The sequence below is a fragment of the Bradyrhizobium sp. CCGB12 genome, assembly GCF_024199845.1.
Classification (GTDB): domain Bacteria; phylum Pseudomonadota; class Alphaproteobacteria; order Rhizobiales; family Xanthobacteraceae; genus Bradyrhizobium.
In genome coordinates this window covers 6,870,076-6,885,974 of record NZ_JANADO010000001.1, presented here as the reverse complement: position 1 = coordinate 6,885,974, position 15,899 = coordinate 6,870,076, and the positions used below count along the sequence as shown (strand labels likewise).

The 15,899-nt window shown below is 63.9% G+C and carries 14 protein-coding genes; 8 read left to right on the top strand and 6 right to left on the bottom strand.

The window, feature by feature from the left end; all coding sequences use genetic code 11:
• Positions 1-4 precede the first annotated feature (4 nt).
• Positions 5-1,240 carry an LLM class flavin-dependent oxidoreductase gene (locus NLM27_RS31490; protein WP_254146979.1) on the bottom strand — a complete coding sequence of 412 codons (1,236 nt, stop codon included), beginning with the start codon at positions 1,238-1,240 and terminating at the stop codon, positions 5-7.
• Positions 1,241-1,619: 379 nt separating this feature from the next.
• On the opposite strand from NLM27_RS31490, the gene NLM27_RS31485 reads away from it, so the two are divergent.
• Both NLM27_RS31485 and NLM27_RS31480 read left to right on the top strand, forming a co-directional pair.
• Entirely contained in the window at positions 1,620-3,032 is a 1,413-nt protein-coding gene (locus NLM27_RS31485) for an MFS transporter (RefSeq protein WP_254146978.1), read from the top strand.
• Between the two features lie 140 nt (positions 3,033-3,172).
• Positions 3,173-4,342, top strand: a complete 1,170-nt coding sequence (locus NLM27_RS31480) for a PHB depolymerase family esterase (RefSeq protein ID WP_254146977.1) — start codon at positions 3,173-3,175, stop codon at positions 4,340-4,342.
• A gap of 58 nt (positions 4,343-4,400) precedes the next feature.
• Here NLM27_RS31480 and NLM27_RS31475 read toward each other — a convergent pair whose 3' ends face one another.
• On the bottom strand, positions 4,401-4,715 hold the full coding sequence (locus NLM27_RS31475; protein ID WP_254146976.1) for a hypothetical protein: 315 nt from the start codon (positions 4,713-4,715) through the stop codon (positions 4,401-4,403).
• Between the two features lie 133 nt (positions 4,716-4,848).
• Between NLM27_RS31475 and NLM27_RS31470 the strand changes: the two genes are divergently transcribed.
• Complete coding sequence (locus tag NLM27_RS31470) at positions 4,849-5,229, top strand: helix-turn-helix domain-containing protein (RefSeq protein ID WP_254146975.1); 381 nt, start codon at positions 4,849-4,851, stop codon at positions 5,227-5,229.
• 4 nt (positions 5,230-5,233) lie between these two features.
• Here the strand turns inward: NLM27_RS31470 and NLM27_RS31465 are convergent, their stop codons facing one another.
• Positions 5,234-5,902, bottom strand: a complete 669-nt coding sequence (locus NLM27_RS31465) for an MBL fold metallo-hydrolase (protein ID WP_254146974.1) — start codon at positions 5,900-5,902, stop codon at positions 5,234-5,236.
• A 170-nt stretch (positions 5,903-6,072) separates the two neighbouring features.
• Between NLM27_RS31465 and NLM27_RS31460 the strand changes: the two genes are divergently transcribed.
• On the top strand, positions 6,073-7,671 hold the full coding sequence (locus NLM27_RS31460) for an alpha-amylase family glycosyl hydrolase (protein WP_254146973.1): 1,599 nt from the start codon (positions 6,073-6,075) through the stop codon (positions 7,669-7,671).
• 212 nt (positions 7,672-7,883) lie between these two features.
• Here the strand turns inward: NLM27_RS31460 and NLM27_RS31455 are convergent, their stop codons facing one another.
• Positions 7,884-9,584 (bottom strand): alpha-amylase family protein, encoded by a 1,701-nt coding sequence (locus NLM27_RS31455; protein ID WP_254146972.1) that lies wholly within the window; start codon positions 9,582-9,584, stop codon positions 7,884-7,886.
• A 233-nt stretch (positions 9,585-9,817) separates the two neighbouring features.
• Between NLM27_RS31455 and NLM27_RS31450 the strand changes: the two genes are divergently transcribed.
• The gene (locus NLM27_RS31450; protein ID WP_254148979.1) at positions 9,818-10,309 is read left to right on the top strand and encodes an MmcB family DNA repair protein; all 492 of its coding nucleotides are present in this window, start codon (positions 9,818-9,820) and stop codon (positions 10,307-10,309) included.
• Positions 10,310-10,450: 141 nt separating this feature from the next.
• On the opposite strand, the gene NLM27_RS31445 is transcribed toward NLM27_RS31450, so the two are convergent.
• Both NLM27_RS31445 and NLM27_RS31440 read right to left on the bottom strand, forming a co-directional pair.
• Entirely contained in the window at positions 10,451-11,005 is a 555-nt protein-coding gene (locus NLM27_RS31445; RefSeq protein ID WP_166812136.1) for an ActR/PrrA/RegA family redox response regulator transcription factor, read from the bottom strand.
• A gap of 103 nt (positions 11,006-11,108) precedes the next feature.
• On the bottom strand, positions 11,109-12,431 hold the full coding sequence (locus NLM27_RS31440) for an ActS/PrrB/RegB family redox-sensitive histidine kinase (RefSeq protein WP_254148978.1): 1,323 nt from the start codon (positions 12,429-12,431) through the stop codon (positions 11,109-11,111).
• A gap of 108 nt (positions 12,432-12,539) precedes the next feature.
• Here NLM27_RS31440 and NLM27_RS31435 point away from each other — a divergent pair, with 108 nt between their 5' ends.
• The 3 genes from NLM27_RS31435 to NLM27_RS31425 all read left to right on the top strand — a co-directional run bounded on the left by NLM27_RS31435 (position 12,540) and on the right by NLM27_RS31425 (position 15,608).
• Positions 12,540-13,343, top strand: coding sequence for an ABC transporter ATP-binding protein (locus NLM27_RS31435; RefSeq protein WP_254146970.1), 804 nt, complete (start codon positions 12,540-12,542; stop codon positions 13,341-13,343).
• Complete coding sequence (locus NLM27_RS31430; RefSeq protein ID WP_254146969.1) at positions 13,340-14,158, top strand: ABC transporter permease; 819 nt, start codon at positions 13,340-13,342, stop codon at positions 14,156-14,158. The genes NLM27_RS31435 and NLM27_RS31430 overlap by 4 nt, the downstream gene beginning before the upstream one ends.
• A gap of 121 nt (positions 14,159-14,279) precedes the next feature.
• Complete coding sequence (locus tag NLM27_RS31425; protein ID WP_254146968.1) at positions 14,280-15,608, top strand: polyhydroxyalkanoate depolymerase; 1,329 nt, start codon at positions 14,280-14,282, stop codon at positions 15,606-15,608.
• The last annotated feature ends 291 nt before the right edge of the window (positions 15,609-15,899 follow it).

The window sequence follows — 15,899 nt, the reverse complement described above, 5'->3', positions numbered from 1 at the left end:
GGGCCTACCGCTTCGCCGCTTCCTTCTGCAGATCCGGGGCGTTGACGGCGGGAATGGCGACGCGGCCGGGGCCGGTCACCTTCAGCGCCTCGGCGGCCTTCTCGTTCTCCATGATCTTGGCCATCACGGCCTGGCCCGCGCGCTCGAAGATCGCGCGATTCTCGATCACGAATTTTTGCGACTTGCGTAAGGAGTCGATGTAGCCGTTGATCTCCGGCACGACGTAGCGCGCCACCACGTCCCAGCTGCGGCGGGTGTTTTCCGGATTGGCCCAGTCGTGCACGAAGCCGATGATGGCGCCGACGCCGCCGGACACTTGCATCACGTTCTTGATGGTTTTGACGAGATCGTCGGGTGTGCCGATGGTGGACGCCGCCCCCTCGACGAAAGCGGTCTTGTCCACGGCCTCGTCGGGCGAGGAGAATGCGGTGAGGCCCGGCCGCTGCAGCGTGCCGACATTATATTCGTTGTGCCAGCGCATCAGCCCGGCGCCCGCTTCCTTGCGTGCCTGCTCACGGGTCTCGGCGATGTGAAAGGTCAGGAGCACGCGCCAGTCGGCGCGGCTCACCGTGGTGCCGTGTTTTTTCGCGGCGTCCTCGGCGAACTGCCATTGCTGCTGCAGCGACATCAGTCCCTGGGTCGTCATCGAGCCCAGCGAGATGATGCCGATGCCGTATTTGCCGGCCAGCGTCATGCCGGAGGGAGAGATCTGCGAGGCCACCACGAACGGCATCTCCTCCTGCAAGGGGAGAAGCTGCAACGCGGCGTCGTTCATGGTGAACCAGTCGCTCTTGGCGGTGACGCGCTCGCCGTTGAAGAGGCGGCGGATCACCCCGATCGCCTCGTCCTGGCGGTCGCGCTGCGTCATCGGATCGATGCCGAGCGTGTGCGCGTCGGACGCGAGCGCGCCCGGGCCGGAGCCGAAGATGGCGCGGCCGCCGGTCATGTGGTCGAGCTGCACCATGCGCTGGGCGACGTTGAAGGGATGGTGATAGGGCAGCGACACCACGCCGGTGCCGAGCTTGATCCGCTTGGTGCGCTCGCCCGCCGCGGCCAGGAACATCTCGGGCGAGGCGATCATCTCCCAGCCGGAGGAATGATGCTCGCCGCACCAGAATTCGTCATAACCGAGCGCGTCCAGCTGCTCGACCAGGTCGAGATCGCGCCGGAACTGGAGCATCGGATGCTCCCCGATCGGGTGATGCGGGGCAAGGAAGGCTCCGAACTTCAGGCGCGCCATGGCGGTCTCTCCGGCTTGATTTTCTGTTTGTTGAGGCGGTGAAGGCTAGTTGCTGGGACAAGCGAACGCAATCGCGCGATGTCCCGCGCGGCGGAATGCAGGCATGCGTTGAAGCTGCTTTTCCTCCCTCTCCCAGTTCTTACGGGGAGAGGGTTGGGGTGAGGGGCTGCTTCAGCAAACTCGGTGGCAGTGCGACTCGCGGAAGCTCCCCCTCACCCGGAATTCAAACTACGTTTGAATTCCGGCCTCTCCCCGCAAGCGGGGAGAGGCGAAGCAGCCGCGCTTTGAATGAAGCACGGGGATCCTACCTGCGAGGTAATCGCGGCACCGAATGCGATCTGAAATCCTGAGAACAACGAGGTTCCAGGATCATGCGCCAATGCATCAGATCGTCACACAACAAATCGATTCGTCCCGCCGCTGGTGGGTGCTTGCCATCGTCGTGGCCGCCCAGTTCATGTTCGGCGTCGACGCCTTCGTGGTCAACGTCGCCATTCCGACCATCGCGGTCGAGCTGAAGGCGACCCCGGCGCAGATCGAATCCGTGATCGCGATCTACCTGATCGCCTATGGCACGCTGGTCGTCACCGGCGGCCGCCTCGGCGACATCCACGGCACCAAGAATGTCTTCTTGGCCGGCGTGCTCGGCTTCACGGCGACCTCGCTGTGGTGCGGGCTCGCGCAGTCAGGCGTCGAGCTGATCATCGCGCGGCTGGCGCAGGGCGCGACGGCGGCGCTGATGGTGCCGCAGGTGCTGGCGACGTTGCATCTGCTGTTCACCGACGGGCAGCGCAGCCGGGCCTTTGCGATCTACGGCATCGTGCTCGGGCTTGCAGGGGCCGCGGGCTTCCTGCTCGGCGGCCTGCTGGTCACGATCGACCTTGCCGGCACCGGCTGGCGCTCGGTGTTCTTCGTCAACGTGCCCTGCGGGCTCGTGATCGCCGCTGCCGCCTGGCGCATCATGCCGTCGGTGCCGCGGCGATCAGGCACAAGGCTCGACATCAAGGGCGGCATGGTGTTGTTCGCGGGGTTGTTGTGCCTGATCGGCCCGCTGCTGTTCGGCCATGATGTCGGCTGGGCGCCGTGGCTGTGGGCAGTGATGGCGATCGGTGGCGTCATTCTCGTTGCATTCCTGAAGCTGGAGCGTGCTGTGGCCCGCGCCGGCGGCATGCCGCTGATCGATCTCACCCTGCTGACGGATGCCACCTTCCTGCGCGGCCTCGGCGCGGCGTTCTTCTTCTTTGCCGCCAATCTCTCGTTCTATCTGGTGATGACGCTGTTCATGCAACGCGGCCTCAAGATCCCGCCGCTCTCGGCCGGCATGGCCTTCATTCCGCTCGCGCTCGCCTTCGTCGTGGCATCGCGTCACAGCGGCGCGCGGGCGCTCCATCGCGGCACCAAGGTGCTGATCGAGGGCTGCGCGCTCCAGATCGCAGGTCTTGCTGCGCTCGCGCTTGTCGCCTTCTATGTCGATGCGCCGACGCCGATTGCGCTTGCGCTCACGATGATGGTCTTTGGCTACGGCCAGGGATTGGTGATGGCGCCGCTGTCGGGCGCAGTGCTGTCGAGCGTGAAGCCTGTCGCCGCAGGCTCGGCCTCCGGCATGTACGGCACGACGGCGCAGATCGGAAATGCGGCCGGAGTGGCCGCAATCGGCGCGGTGTTCTTCGCCGTCGAAGCCTTTCAATCAGCGCGCGCAGGATTTCTCGTCTCGCTTGCGCTGTTTGTGACATTAATCATGATCTGCGCCGCATTTCTGGCGTGGATGCGCCGCGCCGCTGCACGTAGTTGAGGCATTGCGGTTAATTCGTGCAGATCCCACGGAAAATCCCTGCGATTTTCGTGAACTGACAGCCCACGGTCTTTTCATTTTGCGATGCAGCAACTATCTGGTTTGGCTGAACGTTGAACGTCGCCCACCAGGAAGTTGCCGTGTCGTTAGCCAGAAATGTCGATCTGTTGAGACGTCTGCCCAAGCTGGACGGTCTGCGCTTCGCCGAGCTCGGCCGCAGCGCGGACTCATCCAGCGCGCTGCAAGAGGTCACGGACTTCGGTGACAATCCAGGGGCCTTGCGCATGTTTGCGTTCGTGCCGGCGCAGCTGCAGAAGCCGCGCGCGCTCGTCGTCGTGCTGCATGGCTGCGGCCAGACCGCGGCCGGTTATGATCTCGGCGCCGGCTGGTCGACGCTCGCAAGGCATTACGGCTTCGCGCTGCTGATGCCCGAGCAGCAGCGCATCAACAACGGCAACACCTGCTTCAACTGGTTCAATCCGGAGGACACGGCGCGGTACAGCGGCGAGGCGCGTTCGATCCGCGAGATGATCGCGCACATGGTGAAGACGCATCGCATCGATCAAAGGCGCATCTTCATCACGGGCCTGTCGGCCGGCGGCGGCATGACGTCGGTGATGCTTGCGACCTATCCCGAAATTTTTGCAGCCGGTGCGGTGATTGCCGGGCTGCCCTATGGCATTGCCTCGAACCTGCGCGAGGCGCTGGACGGCATGTTCCATTCCCCGGCGCGCCCTGCGCGCGAGCTCGGCGATCTCGTGCGCAACGCCACCAGCCATCGCGGGCCCTGGCCCAAGGTGTCGGTGTGGCACGGCAGCGCCGACCGCACCGTCAATCCCGGCAATGCCAACGAGATCGTCAAGCAATGGCTCGATTTGCACGATCTGCCTGACGTGCCGATGGCCGAGACCAGCGTCGACGGCTATCCGCGCCAGGCCTGGTGGAACAAGGACGGCGAGACGCTGGTCGAATCCTACGCCATCACCGACATGGCGCACGGCACGCCGCTCGGCCTTGCCGACAACGACCAGCGCTACGGCATGCAAGGCGCGTTCCTGATCGAGGCCGGCATCTCCTCGTCCTACCACATCGCAAAGTTCTTCGGCCTCACCGGCTGGATTCCGGATGCGGCCAAGAAAGCGGAGGCAAAGCCTGCGAAGCCGGCGCTGACGCCCGCGCCGCATCTCGCCCGCTCGATCCGCACAGCGGTCGCCGCTCAGCCGGCCGAGCCGAAACGCGAAGAGGCTCGCGGCTTCGATCTCGGCCAGATCATCACGCGCGCGCTGACCGCCGCGGGGCTGATGAAGTAGCTTACCGTCGTCCCGGCGCAGGCCGAGACGACGGCGGTGTTTGCGGCGTGCGCTCGCTTCAGCTCAGCGAAGCTGCCGTCGCGCCAATCCATTCGATCGGCGTCACCGTCACCTCGCCGCCGGCGACCTTCCGGGTCATCTCCTGATAAGCCCTGAAGAAGTCACGCGATTGCAGTGTCTTTTGTGCGGCATCGTCGCTGACGCTGGCGAGGTGGAAATAATTGCCGTCGTCGCGGCTCTTCAAGACACGATAACCGATCCGCCCTTTCAGCTCTGGATCGCCGTCGATCGCCTTGACGAAACGGCTGATCTCCTGGTGCCAGGCCTCCGTCGTGCCGTTCCTGAATTCGTACCTGATCATGAAGTGCTTCATGTGACGCTCCCTGTTCGTCTTGTGCGTCATCATCTGCCCCTTACGAACGATCCCGCAAGTATGGACAAAATTGATAGTATGGACTTTTTCGACGTGGCTCCTATCCTCGTCGCCTGCACATGGAGGAGACGTCATGGCCAAGGCAATGGCGAAGGCATCCCCGGCGCGCGCCTGCCCGGTCGCGGCTTTTCAAAAAATGATCAGCGGCAAGTACAAGCTGCGCATCGTCTGGGATCTCAAGGACGGCCCGCGCCGCTACGGCGAGATCCGGAGCGGCCTGTTGCGCGGCACGGCCGGCAGCGCCGAGATCACTCCGCGTGTGCTCAGCCGCGAATTGAAGGCGCTGACGCAAAGCGGACTGATCGACCGCAAGGATTTCGGCGAGGTGCCGCCGAAGGTCGAGTATCGCCTGACCCGCAAGGGCAAAAGCTTCGTGCCTGTCGTCGCCGCGATCCGGCAATGGGGCGAGCGTAACCTGGCCGAACCCGCGGCGCTGGCAGACGCCGCGGAATAGGCGCTCACATCTCGCCGGTGATGAACGGATTGGTCATCCGCTCCTGGCCGATGCTCGAGCCGGCGCCGTGGCCGCAGATGAAGCCGACGTCGTCGCCGAGCGGCAGCAGCTTGGTCTTGATCGAGTTGATCAGCGTGGCGTGACTGCCGCCGGGCAGATCGGTGCGGCCGACCGAGCCCGCGAACAGCACGTCGCCGACATGGGCAAACCGCAAATCCTTGTTGAAGAACACCACGCTGCCCGGCGAATGGCCGGGGCAGTGCAGGATGTCGAACTGCAAGCCGCCGATCGACACGCTGTCGCCCTCCTCGAGCCAGCGGTCCGGCGCAAAGTTACGCCCCCCGGTCATGCCGAAGCGCGCGCCGCTCTCGACCACGTTGTCGAGCAGGAATTTGTCCGCTTGATGCGGTCCTTCGATCGGCACCCTCAGCGCATCACGCAACTCGGCCGCGCCGCCGACATGGTCGATATGGCCGTGCGTCAGCCAGATCTTCTCCACGGCCACGCCGGTCTGCTTGATCGCGTCCAGGATCTTCGGCACGTCCCCGCCGGGATCGATCACGACGGCCTTCTTGGAGGGCTCGTCCCAGACGATGGTGCAGTTCTGCTCGAACAGCGTCACGGGAACGATGATCGCACCCGCCTTGGCTTTGGTGTCATTTTGCTCGGTCATGGCCTCACAATGCCGATTTTTGCCATGCCGCCAAGCAAAAGATTCGTGCCGGTCCGGGGAACGGCCGCACCCGCCGTCACACGGCCGTCCCAATTGGCTTGCCAGTTTGAACCGCGGCGTTCGTTCCGCGTTCTCTCGCGCAAGACGCAGATTTGGGTGGGTTTTCCGACATGGCTCAGGGCGGCGAGAATTGGTGGCGCGACGGCATCTTCTATCAGATCTATCCGCGCTCGTTTCAGGACTCCGACGGTGACGGCGTCGGCGATCTCGCCGGCATCCTCAGACGGCTGCCTTACGTCAAATCGCTCGGCGTCGACGCGATCTGGCTGTCGCCAATTTTCCCGTCGCCGATGGCGGATTTCGGCTACGACATCTCCGACTACACCGGCATCGAGCCGTTGTTCGGCACGATGGCGGATTTCGATGCGCTGATCGCAGCCGCGCACGACAACGGCCTGAAGCTGATCCTCGACCTCGTGCCTAACCACACCTCCGACCAGCATCCCTGGTTCGTCGAGAGCCGTTCATCGCGCGATAATCCCAGGCGCGACTGGTACATCTGGCGCGATCCGGCGCCCGATGGTGGGGTGCCCAACAACTGGCTATCCGAGTTCGGGGGCAGCGCATGGCAGTTCGACGAGACCACCGGCCAATATTATTATCACGCCTTCCTCGCCCAGCAGCCGGACCTCAACTGGCGCAATCCCGACGTCCGCGCCGCGATCTACGACGTGATGCGGTTCTGGCTGGAGAAGGGCGTCGACGGTTTTCGCGTCGACGTGATCTGGCACCTGATCAAGGACGCCGAATTCCGCGACAATCCGCCGAACCCGCACTACGTCGAAGGCCGGCCGCCGAACGAGAAGATCCTGACGCAATATTCCACCGACCAGGCGGAGGTTCACGACGTGATCGCCGAGATGCGGCGCGTCACCGACGGCTTTGGCGCCCGCGTGCTGATCGGCGAGATCTATCTGCCGCTGCATCGCCTCATGGCCTATTACGGCAACGACCTCACCGGCGCGCAGATGCCGTTCAACTTTGCGCTGCTGTCGACGTTCTGGAGCGCGCGCTCGATCGAAAAGATCATCGAGGATTACGAGAAGGCGCTGCCGCGCGGGGCGTGGCCGAACTGGGTGCTCGGCAATCACGACCGCCCGCGCGTGGCAAGCCGCGTCGGTCCCGAGCAGGCCCGCGTTGCCGCCATGCTGCTGCTGACGCTGCGCGGCACGCCGACGCTCTATTACGGCGACGAGATCGGCATGCATCAGGTGACGATTGCGCCCGAGGACGTGCGCGATCCCTTCGAGAAGAACGTGCCCGGCATCGGTGTCGGTCGGGACGGCTGCCGCACGCCGATGCAGTGGGATGCCTCCGAATTCGCAGGCTTCTCGTCGGCGCGGCCCTGGCTGCCGCTGCCGGAACATTGTGTCCGGGACAATGTCGCCAGCCTCGAAGCCGACGGCCGCTCGATCCTTGCTCTCTACAGGCGCCTGATCGCCTTGCGGAAGGCCTCGCCACCGCTGGTGGCCGGCGACTATCACCCGATCGCGGCGCAGGGCGATCTTCTGATCTATCGCCGCGAGGCCGGCGGCCGGGCGGTGGTCGTGGCGCTCAATCTCGGCCCCGATCCGATCGCCGTGACCACCAGCGTAATAAGGTTCGGCAGCGAGATTCTGCTGTCGACGTTTTTGGATCGCGAGGGTGAGAAGCTGGAAGGCGTGCTGGATCTGCGGGGGAATGAAGGCGTCATCGTCGCGTCGCCCTAGCCGTCGATTTCGCCGAGGCAACGGCGAAGCGGAAGACCGACGCTGTATCCGCGTCATTGCGAGGAGCTCTTGCGACGAAGCAATCCAGAATCTCTCCGCGGATGCACTCTGGATTGCTTCGCGGAGCCTGTCATCGGGCCGCGCTACGCGCGGACCCGGTGGCTCGCAATGACGATCGTTGAAATAGCACAGCAAACGACGGCATTTCGGCGTCACCCCGGATGCTTGTTCCCCCGCACCGTACTCTCGTCGATGTCGCTTCGCTTCAACAGGTAATCCAGCCCGCCGACGCGATACCAGCGATACCCGTACGGCTCCAGCACGACATGATGCTGGCCGCGCTTGTCGGCGTGGCTGTGGTCCTCCGCGAGCAGGTTGATGAGATGCGCGCCGGCGTCCCCGGGCAGCTTCGCCGAGAACGCGATCTCGCGCGGCGTCTCGTCCAGATTGTGCACGAACAGCACCGAATTATTGCGCCAGTCATAGCGCATGATGAACACGGCGGGATCGCGCACGGGGATGATCGCGAAATCGCCCCAGCCCACCTCGGGCACCTCCTTGCGCATGCGCACGATGCGCTCGGTCCAGTTTAGCATGGAGTTGGGATCGCGCCGCTGCTTGGCGACGTTGACGTGGTCGAACCCATAAGGTCCTTTGTCGATGACGGGGCAGGCCGGCTTGTTGCTCTTGGTGAAGCCGCCATGCGGCTCGGTCGACCATTGCATCGGCGTGCGTGCGCAGCTGCGTTCGGGCAGCACCAGATCATCGCCCATCGCGATCTCGTCGCCATAGCGGATCACGGGCGTCCCCGGCAGCGTGCACATCAGGCTGTAGGCGAGCTCGAGCCGCCGGCGGTCGCCACCCAGCATCGGTGCGAGGCGCCGCCTTATGCCGCGGTCGTAGAGCTGCATCTCCATGTCTGGTCCGAAGCGCTTGAACACGGTCTCGCGCTGCGCCTTGGTCAGGCGCCCGAGATCGAGCTCGTCGTGATTGCGCAGGAACAGGCCCCATTGCGCCGAGGCCGGCCGCGGTTTGGTTGCTTTCAGCGCCTTGGCCAGAGGGCGGGAATCGCCGGAAGCCAGCGCATAGAACAGATGCTGGTTGACGTGGAAGTTGAACATCATGTGCATGCGGTCGCCGTCATGGCCGAAATATTCCATGTCGGTTTCCGGCAGCACGTTGGCCTCCGCAAGGATGATGGCATCACCTTGCCGCCATTGCAGGAATTCGCGGAAGGCACGCAGCATGTCGTACTGCTCGACCGGCTTCTTCACCTTCGCGCCCTTGGTCGCGATCACGAAGGGCACCGCATCCATGCGGAAGCCGGAGACACCAAGCTGGATCCAGAAGCCCATGATCTTCAGGATCTCGGCCTGGACGTGCGGGTTCGAGGTGTTGAGATCGGGCTGGAAATCGTAGAAGCGGTGGAAGTACCAGGCGCCGGCCTGCTTGTCGCGCGTCCAGGTCGATTTCTGCACGCCGGGAAACACCATGCCCTTGTCGGCGCCGGCGGGCTTCTTGTCGGACCACACATACCAGTCGCGATAGGGCGAGTTCTTGTCACGCCGCGCCTCCTTGAACCAGTGATGCTCATCCGAGGTGTGGTTGACGACGAGATCGATGATGACGCGGATGCCGCGCTGCTTGCAGCCATGGGTGAACTCGACGAAGTCGCCGAGCGTGCCGTAGCGGGAATCGACGCTGTAGAAGTCGGCGACGTCGTAGCCGTCGTCGCGGCCGGGTGAGGTCTGGAACGGCATCAGCCAGATCGTGGTGATGCCGAGCCCGTGCAGATAGTCGAGCCGGCGCAACAGGCCCTTGAAGTCGCCGACGCCGTCGCCATTGGCATCCATATAGGTGCCGACGGAGAGGCAATAGATCACGCCGTTCTTGTACCAGAGATCGTCGATCATGCCGCAGCCTCGGTGGTTCCGCCGAGGAGCGGCGGCTGCGTGATAAGTGCGTGGGAGAGTTGAGGTTCCCCATAGTTGTCGTCCCGGCGAAGGCCGGGACCCATAACCACGCGAAGCAGTTTGGCGGCGTCTCGTTGTTCGGTACTCCTACCGATCGCATCGATAGATTACGCGGTATGGGTCCTGGCCTGCGCCAGGACGACACCGGGGATGGAATCGGCTATCCTCTCTCCATGGACAACACCGCTCGCAACATCGCCCTCGTGCCGCCGCCGGATCGCCGCCAGTCGGAAACGGCGCTTGCGGTCGCGCGTGGCACGGCGCGGCTGTTGCGCTCGCTCGGCTTCTCCTGCATCAGCGAATTGCCGCTGCCGTCGGGCCGGCGCGCCGATCTGGTGGCGCTGAACGAGCGTGGCGAGATCTGGATCGTCGAGATCAAATCGTCGGTCGAGGATCTGCGTGCCGATCAGAAATGGCACGAATACCGCGCCCATTGCGATCGGCTGTTCTTCGCCTTCACGCAGGACCTGCCGTGCGAGATCTTTCCTGAAGACACCGGCCTGATCGTCGCCGACGCCTATGGCGCACACATGCATTGCGAAGCGCCCGAGCACAAGCTTGCTGCCGCCACGCGCAAGCAGATGACGATACGCTTTGCGATGGCGGCGGCGCTCAGGATCAACCGCCTGGTCGATCCGCAAGGGCACGCGGATTTCTGGGAGTAGCGCCCGCCGGCATAGGTGCCGTAGGGTGGGTTAGCCGAAGGCGTAACCCACCACTTCTGTGATCGCGGATATGAAAGAGGTGGGTTACGCCGAGCAGACGCGCTTCGCGCATCTGCGGGGCTAACCCACCCTACGAGACTGTTACCTCGGCGCGCGCTTGGCCAGAATCCGCTGCAACGTGCGCCGGTGCATGTTCAGCCGCCGCGCCGTCTCCGAGACGTTGCGGTTGCACATCTCGTAGATGCGCTGGATGTGCTCCCAGCGGACGCGGTCGGCGGACATCGGGTTGGTCGGCAGCTCGGATTTCTCCGCGCTGGTCGAGAGCAGCGCGGCGACGACGTCGTCAGCGTCGGCCGGCTTCGACAGATAATCGATCGCGCCCATCTTCACCGCGGTCACGGCGGTGGCGATATTGCCGTAGCCGGTGAGCACGATCGCGCGCGCATCGGGGCGCTTCTTCTTCAGCGCCGAGACCACGTCGAGGCCGTTGCCGTCGCCGAGCCGCAAATCCACGACCGCGAAGGCCGGCGCGGACCTCCCGATCTGCGCAAGACCGTCCGAGACGGTGTCGCATGATGTCACGGCAAAGCCCCGTGTCTCCATCGCGCGCGACAGCCGCTCCAGAAACGGCTTGTCGTCCTCCACGATGAGAAGCGAGCGGTCGGTCTGTTCGTTCAGTTCGGCGATGGCGTTCAAGGTGTTGTCCTCTCTCCAGCGCATTGACATATGGCGTCGCGATCGGTCGGTGCCAAGGCGGCAAATAGTCGATCCGCCCCGTTATGCGACGCAAGGTCGCGGCCTATCCTATTGTTTCTTCGAGCGTCTCGATAGCCTCAAAACGCTGCCTGGGCCACGTGATCTGGACCACCGCGCCGTGTTCCGGAAAGGTCCGGTTGGTAAACGAGACCTTGGCGCCGGTGCGTTCGAGCAAGGTACGCGCGATGAACACGCCGAGCCCGAGGCCGCGTCGCTCGCTCCCGCCATCGTCCTGGGTGCGCCGCCGCGACAGATAGGGCTCGCCGATCCGGTTGAGGATATCGGGCGGGATGCCGGGGCCGTCGTCGGAGATCACAAGCTCGATATCGTCCTTGTTCCACCAGGCGTTCACCTCGACGGTGGTGCGGGCGAAATCGACCGCGTTCTCGACGATGTTACCGATGCCGTAGAGGATCGCCGGATTGCGCGAGCCGACCGGCTCGGCCGCGGCAGCCACCGCGATCCGTACCTTGATGTCGACGCCGAAATCGCGGTGCGGCGCCACCACCTCCTCGATCAGCTCGGACAGCTTCATGTGGTCGAACGGCGCGCCGGTGGAGGACAGCTGGGTGATCTTGCTCAGGATGTCGCGGCAGCGCTGGGTCTGCTCGCGCAGGGTTTTCAGGTCGGCGGCGATGCTTGCGTCCTTCACCGTCTTTTCGAGTTCGCGCGAGATCAGGAAGATGGTCGCGAGCGGCGTGCCGAGCTCATGCGCGGCCGCGGCCGCCAATCCGTCGAGCTGGGTCAGATGCTGCTCGCGCGTCAGCACCAGCTCCGTTGCGGCCAACGCGTCCGCGAGCTTGCGGGCCTCCTCGGTGACCTGGAAGGAGTAGAGGCTGGTGACGCCGATCGCGAGCGCGATCGAGAGCCAGACGCCGACGAGATAGATCGGCGGCAGCACCAGGGGATCGTCGGAATCCCATGGCAGCGGCAGATGGCGGAAGAACAGGATCGAGGCGCAGGCAACGGCGAGCAGGCCCAGGCCGAAGGTGAAGCGGGCCGGCAACGCCGTGGCCGAGATCAGCACGGGCGCGAGGAACAGGAACGAGAACGGGTTCTGGAGCCCGCCGGTGAAGAACAGCAGGCCAGCCAGCTCCACGATGTTCAGCGCCAGCAGTCCGGCCGCCTGCACCGGCTCCAGCCGCTGCATCGGATTGGCCGCGGTCTGGAGCGCCAGATTCAGTGCTGCCGACAGCGCGATGATACTGACACAGGGGATGATCTCGACGTTGAACTCCAACCCCTGCGCCACGATGAAGATCGCGGCGAGCTGGCCCAGCACCGCGAGCCAGCGCAGCCGCAGGATCGTGTCCAGCCGGATATGCCGCTGCGCGTGGCGAAAGTCGGACTCGGCGATTTCGGTCATATCGGCCAATGTGGCGGTGCCTTCTCGATCACAAACGCGGGGCTCGCGGAACCGTCCAGGAATTACAAGCCTTGCGCTATCGGCTGCAATAGCAGAAGAACGGCCAGCATGACCGAGAATGACAAGGCTTCAAGTCGGCCGACTGTCGCGGATAGCGGTCCTTCCGTGGCGATTGCGGTCGATCATCTCGTCAAGGTCTATAAGCAGACCCGCGCCGTCGACGACATCTCGTTTTCGCTTCCGCGCGGCAGCATCACCGGGCTCCTCGGCGGCAACGGCGCCGGCAAGACCACGACCATCGCGACGATCATGGGCCTGGTGCTCCCGACCTCCGGCCGCGTCAGGGTGCTCGGGCATCGGATGCCGGAGGAGAGCGCGTCCGTGCTGGGGCGGATGAATTTCGAGAGCCCCTATGTCGACATGCCGATGCGGCTCACGGTGCGGCAGAACCTCACCGTGTTCGGCAAGCTCTATGCGGTGAAGAACCTGGCCGGCCGCATCGCCGAGCTCGCCGACGATCTCGATCTCACCGAATTCATCGACCGCGCCAACGGCAAGCTCTCCGCCGGGCAGAAGACCCGCGTCGCGCTGGCGAAGGCGCTGATCAACCAGCCCGAGCTGCTCTTGCTGGACGAGCCGACCGCCTCGCTCGACCCTGACACCGCCGACTGGGTACGGGCACATCTGGAGCGCTATCGCAGGCGGCACAACGCCACGATCCTGCTCGCATCGCACAACATGCTCGAGGTCGAGCGGCTCTGCGACCGCGTCATCATCATGAAGCGCGGCCGCATCGAGGACGACGACACGCCCGAGGCGATCATGGCCCGCTACAACCGCACCACGCTGGAGGAGGTGTTTCTGGATGTCGCGCGCGGGAGGGTGAACGGTGCGAAGGAGGCTGCGCGATGAGCGAGCTGTCCCTCCATCGCGGCATCTCCCTCCATCGCATCGGCGCGATGATCCTGCGCTATTGGTACCTGTTGATGTCGTCGTGGCCGCGGCTGCTCGAGCTGCTCTACTGGCCGGCGTTGCAGGTCATCACCTGGGGCTTCCTCCAGCTCTACATCGCCGAGAACGCCAATTTTTTCGCGCGCGCCGGCGGCACGCTGATCGGCGCCGTCATCCTCTGGGACATCCTGTTCCGCGGCCAGCTCGGCTTCTCCATCTCGTTCCTGGAGGAGATGTGGGCGCGCAACATCGGCAATCTCATGATGAGCCCGCTCAAGCCCATCGAATTTCTGCTGTCGCTGATGATCATGAGCCTGATCCGGCTCGCGATCGGGGTCATCCCGATGACCCTGCTCGCACTATTCCTGTTTCACTTCAACGTCTATGCCCTCGGCCTGCCGCTGATCGCGTTCTTCTGCAATCTGATCTTCACGAGCTGGTCCGTCGGCATCTTCGTCTCGGGCCTCGTGCTGCGAAACGGCCTCGGCGCCGAGAGCATCGTCTGGACCCTGATGTTCGCGGTCATGCCGCTCGCCTGCGTCTACTATCCCGTCAGCGTGCTGCCCCCCTGGCTGCAATACGTCGCCTGGGCGTTGCCGCCGACTTATGCGTTCGAGGGGATGCGCGCGCTCCTGATCGAGCACACCTTCAGGACCGACCTGATGCTGGATGCGCTGGTCATTAACCTGGTGCTGCTGGTTGCATCTTTTGGGGCATTCCTGGCCCTTTTGCGTAGCGCCAGGGCTCACGGTTCGCTGCTGTCCAGCGGCGAATAAGCTCACTTTCCCGTGGATTCAGGCTGATTTAACCGCGCCGGGCACGTAGATGTACGGAAGCATGCATTGACGCAATATTACGCATTCGGCAGTATGTTGCGATGCGAAGAGGAAAATAACGATGCCTATTGGTGAGTTCGGCGGCGCGCCGCCCCTGGCTGCAGAAGGCAGTCCGGTCCTGACGACGCCGATGTACTGGATGTACGAGATGGCGCATGCCTCTCTCAATCCGGCGCGTGCCGTCACCGACGCAACCAAGCTTCTGTTTCAGAATCCCCTCAATCCCTGGACGCGCACCGAGGTCGGCAAGTCGGTCGCGGCGGCCTGCGAGTTGTTCGAGCGCACCACGCGCCGCTACGGCAAGCCCGAATGGGGTCTCAACGATACCGAGGTTAACGGCATCCACGTCCCGATCGAGATCCGTTCTGTCTGGGAAAAGCCGTTCTGCCGGCTGCTTTACTTCGATCGCAAGTTCACCCGTCCGCTGCGCAGCCCGCAGCCGCGCGTGCTGATCGTCGCACCGATGTCCGGCCATTATGCGACGCTGCTGCGCGGCACCGTCGAAGCCTTCCTGCCGGCGCATGAGGTCTACATCACCGATTGGGCCGATGCGCGCATGGTGCCGCTCAGCGAAGGCCGCTTCGATCTCGACGACTACATCGACTATATCATCGAGATGCTGCACGTTCTCGGCGGCAACACCCATGTCATGGCGGTGTGCCAGCCCTCCGTGCCCGTCGTCGCGGCCGTCTCGATCATGGAAGCGCGGCGCGATCCCTTCGTGCCGACGTCGATGACGCTGATGGGCGGCCCGATCGACACCCGCCGCAATCCGACCGCAGTGAACAAGCTCGCGCAGGAGCGTGGTATCGACTGGTTCCGCAACACCGTCATCACCAAGGTGCCGTTCCCGCATCCGGGCATGATGCGCGACGTCTATCCGGGCTTCCTGCAGCTCAATGGCTTCATCAGCATGAATTTCGACCGGCATATGGACGCCCACAAGCGTCTGTTTGCCAATCTGGTGAAGGGCGACGGCGATCTCGTCGACAAGCATCGCGACTTCTATGACGAATATCTCGCGGTGATGGACCTGTCGGCCGAGTATTACCTCCAGACCGTCGACACCGTGTTCGTGAAGCACGCGCTGCCGAAGGGCGAGATGACTCATCGTGGAACCCGCGTCGATCCGTCGAAGATCACACGCGTTGCGTTGATGACCGTCGAAGGCGAGAATGACGACATCTCCGGTCTCGGTCAGACCGAAGCAACGCACGCATTGTGCAGCTCGATCCCCGATCATCGCCGCGTCCATTACGTTCAAAAGGGCGTCGGACATTACGGCGTGTTCAACGGCTCGCGTTTCAAGTCGGAAATCGTGCCGCGGATTCACGACTTCATGGTCTCCGCTGCAAATCCGAGCTCGTTGCAGGCGCTCGCGGCCGAATAGAGCGTTTTCGAGCGAAGTGGCGACAGGTTCGCGTCAAGAAAACGCGTGAAAAGAGGAATCCAGAGGCGTTCCGATTCTGTCGGAACGGCTCTGAGCGCGTTTTCGGCTTTCCCGTTGAAAAGCCTGCCCCTCTCGGCTGCTCCGGCGGGGGCAAGTTCCTTCCAGATTCGTGGTATTTAGGTAGCTTTGTAGGAGTGAGTCCGTCCTCACCCTTTGGGGGTGCCTCATGCATCCAGAGGGGGCGAAAAAAACGGGTTCCAACCCCAGTCTGTAGGGTCTCCCGGACGCCAG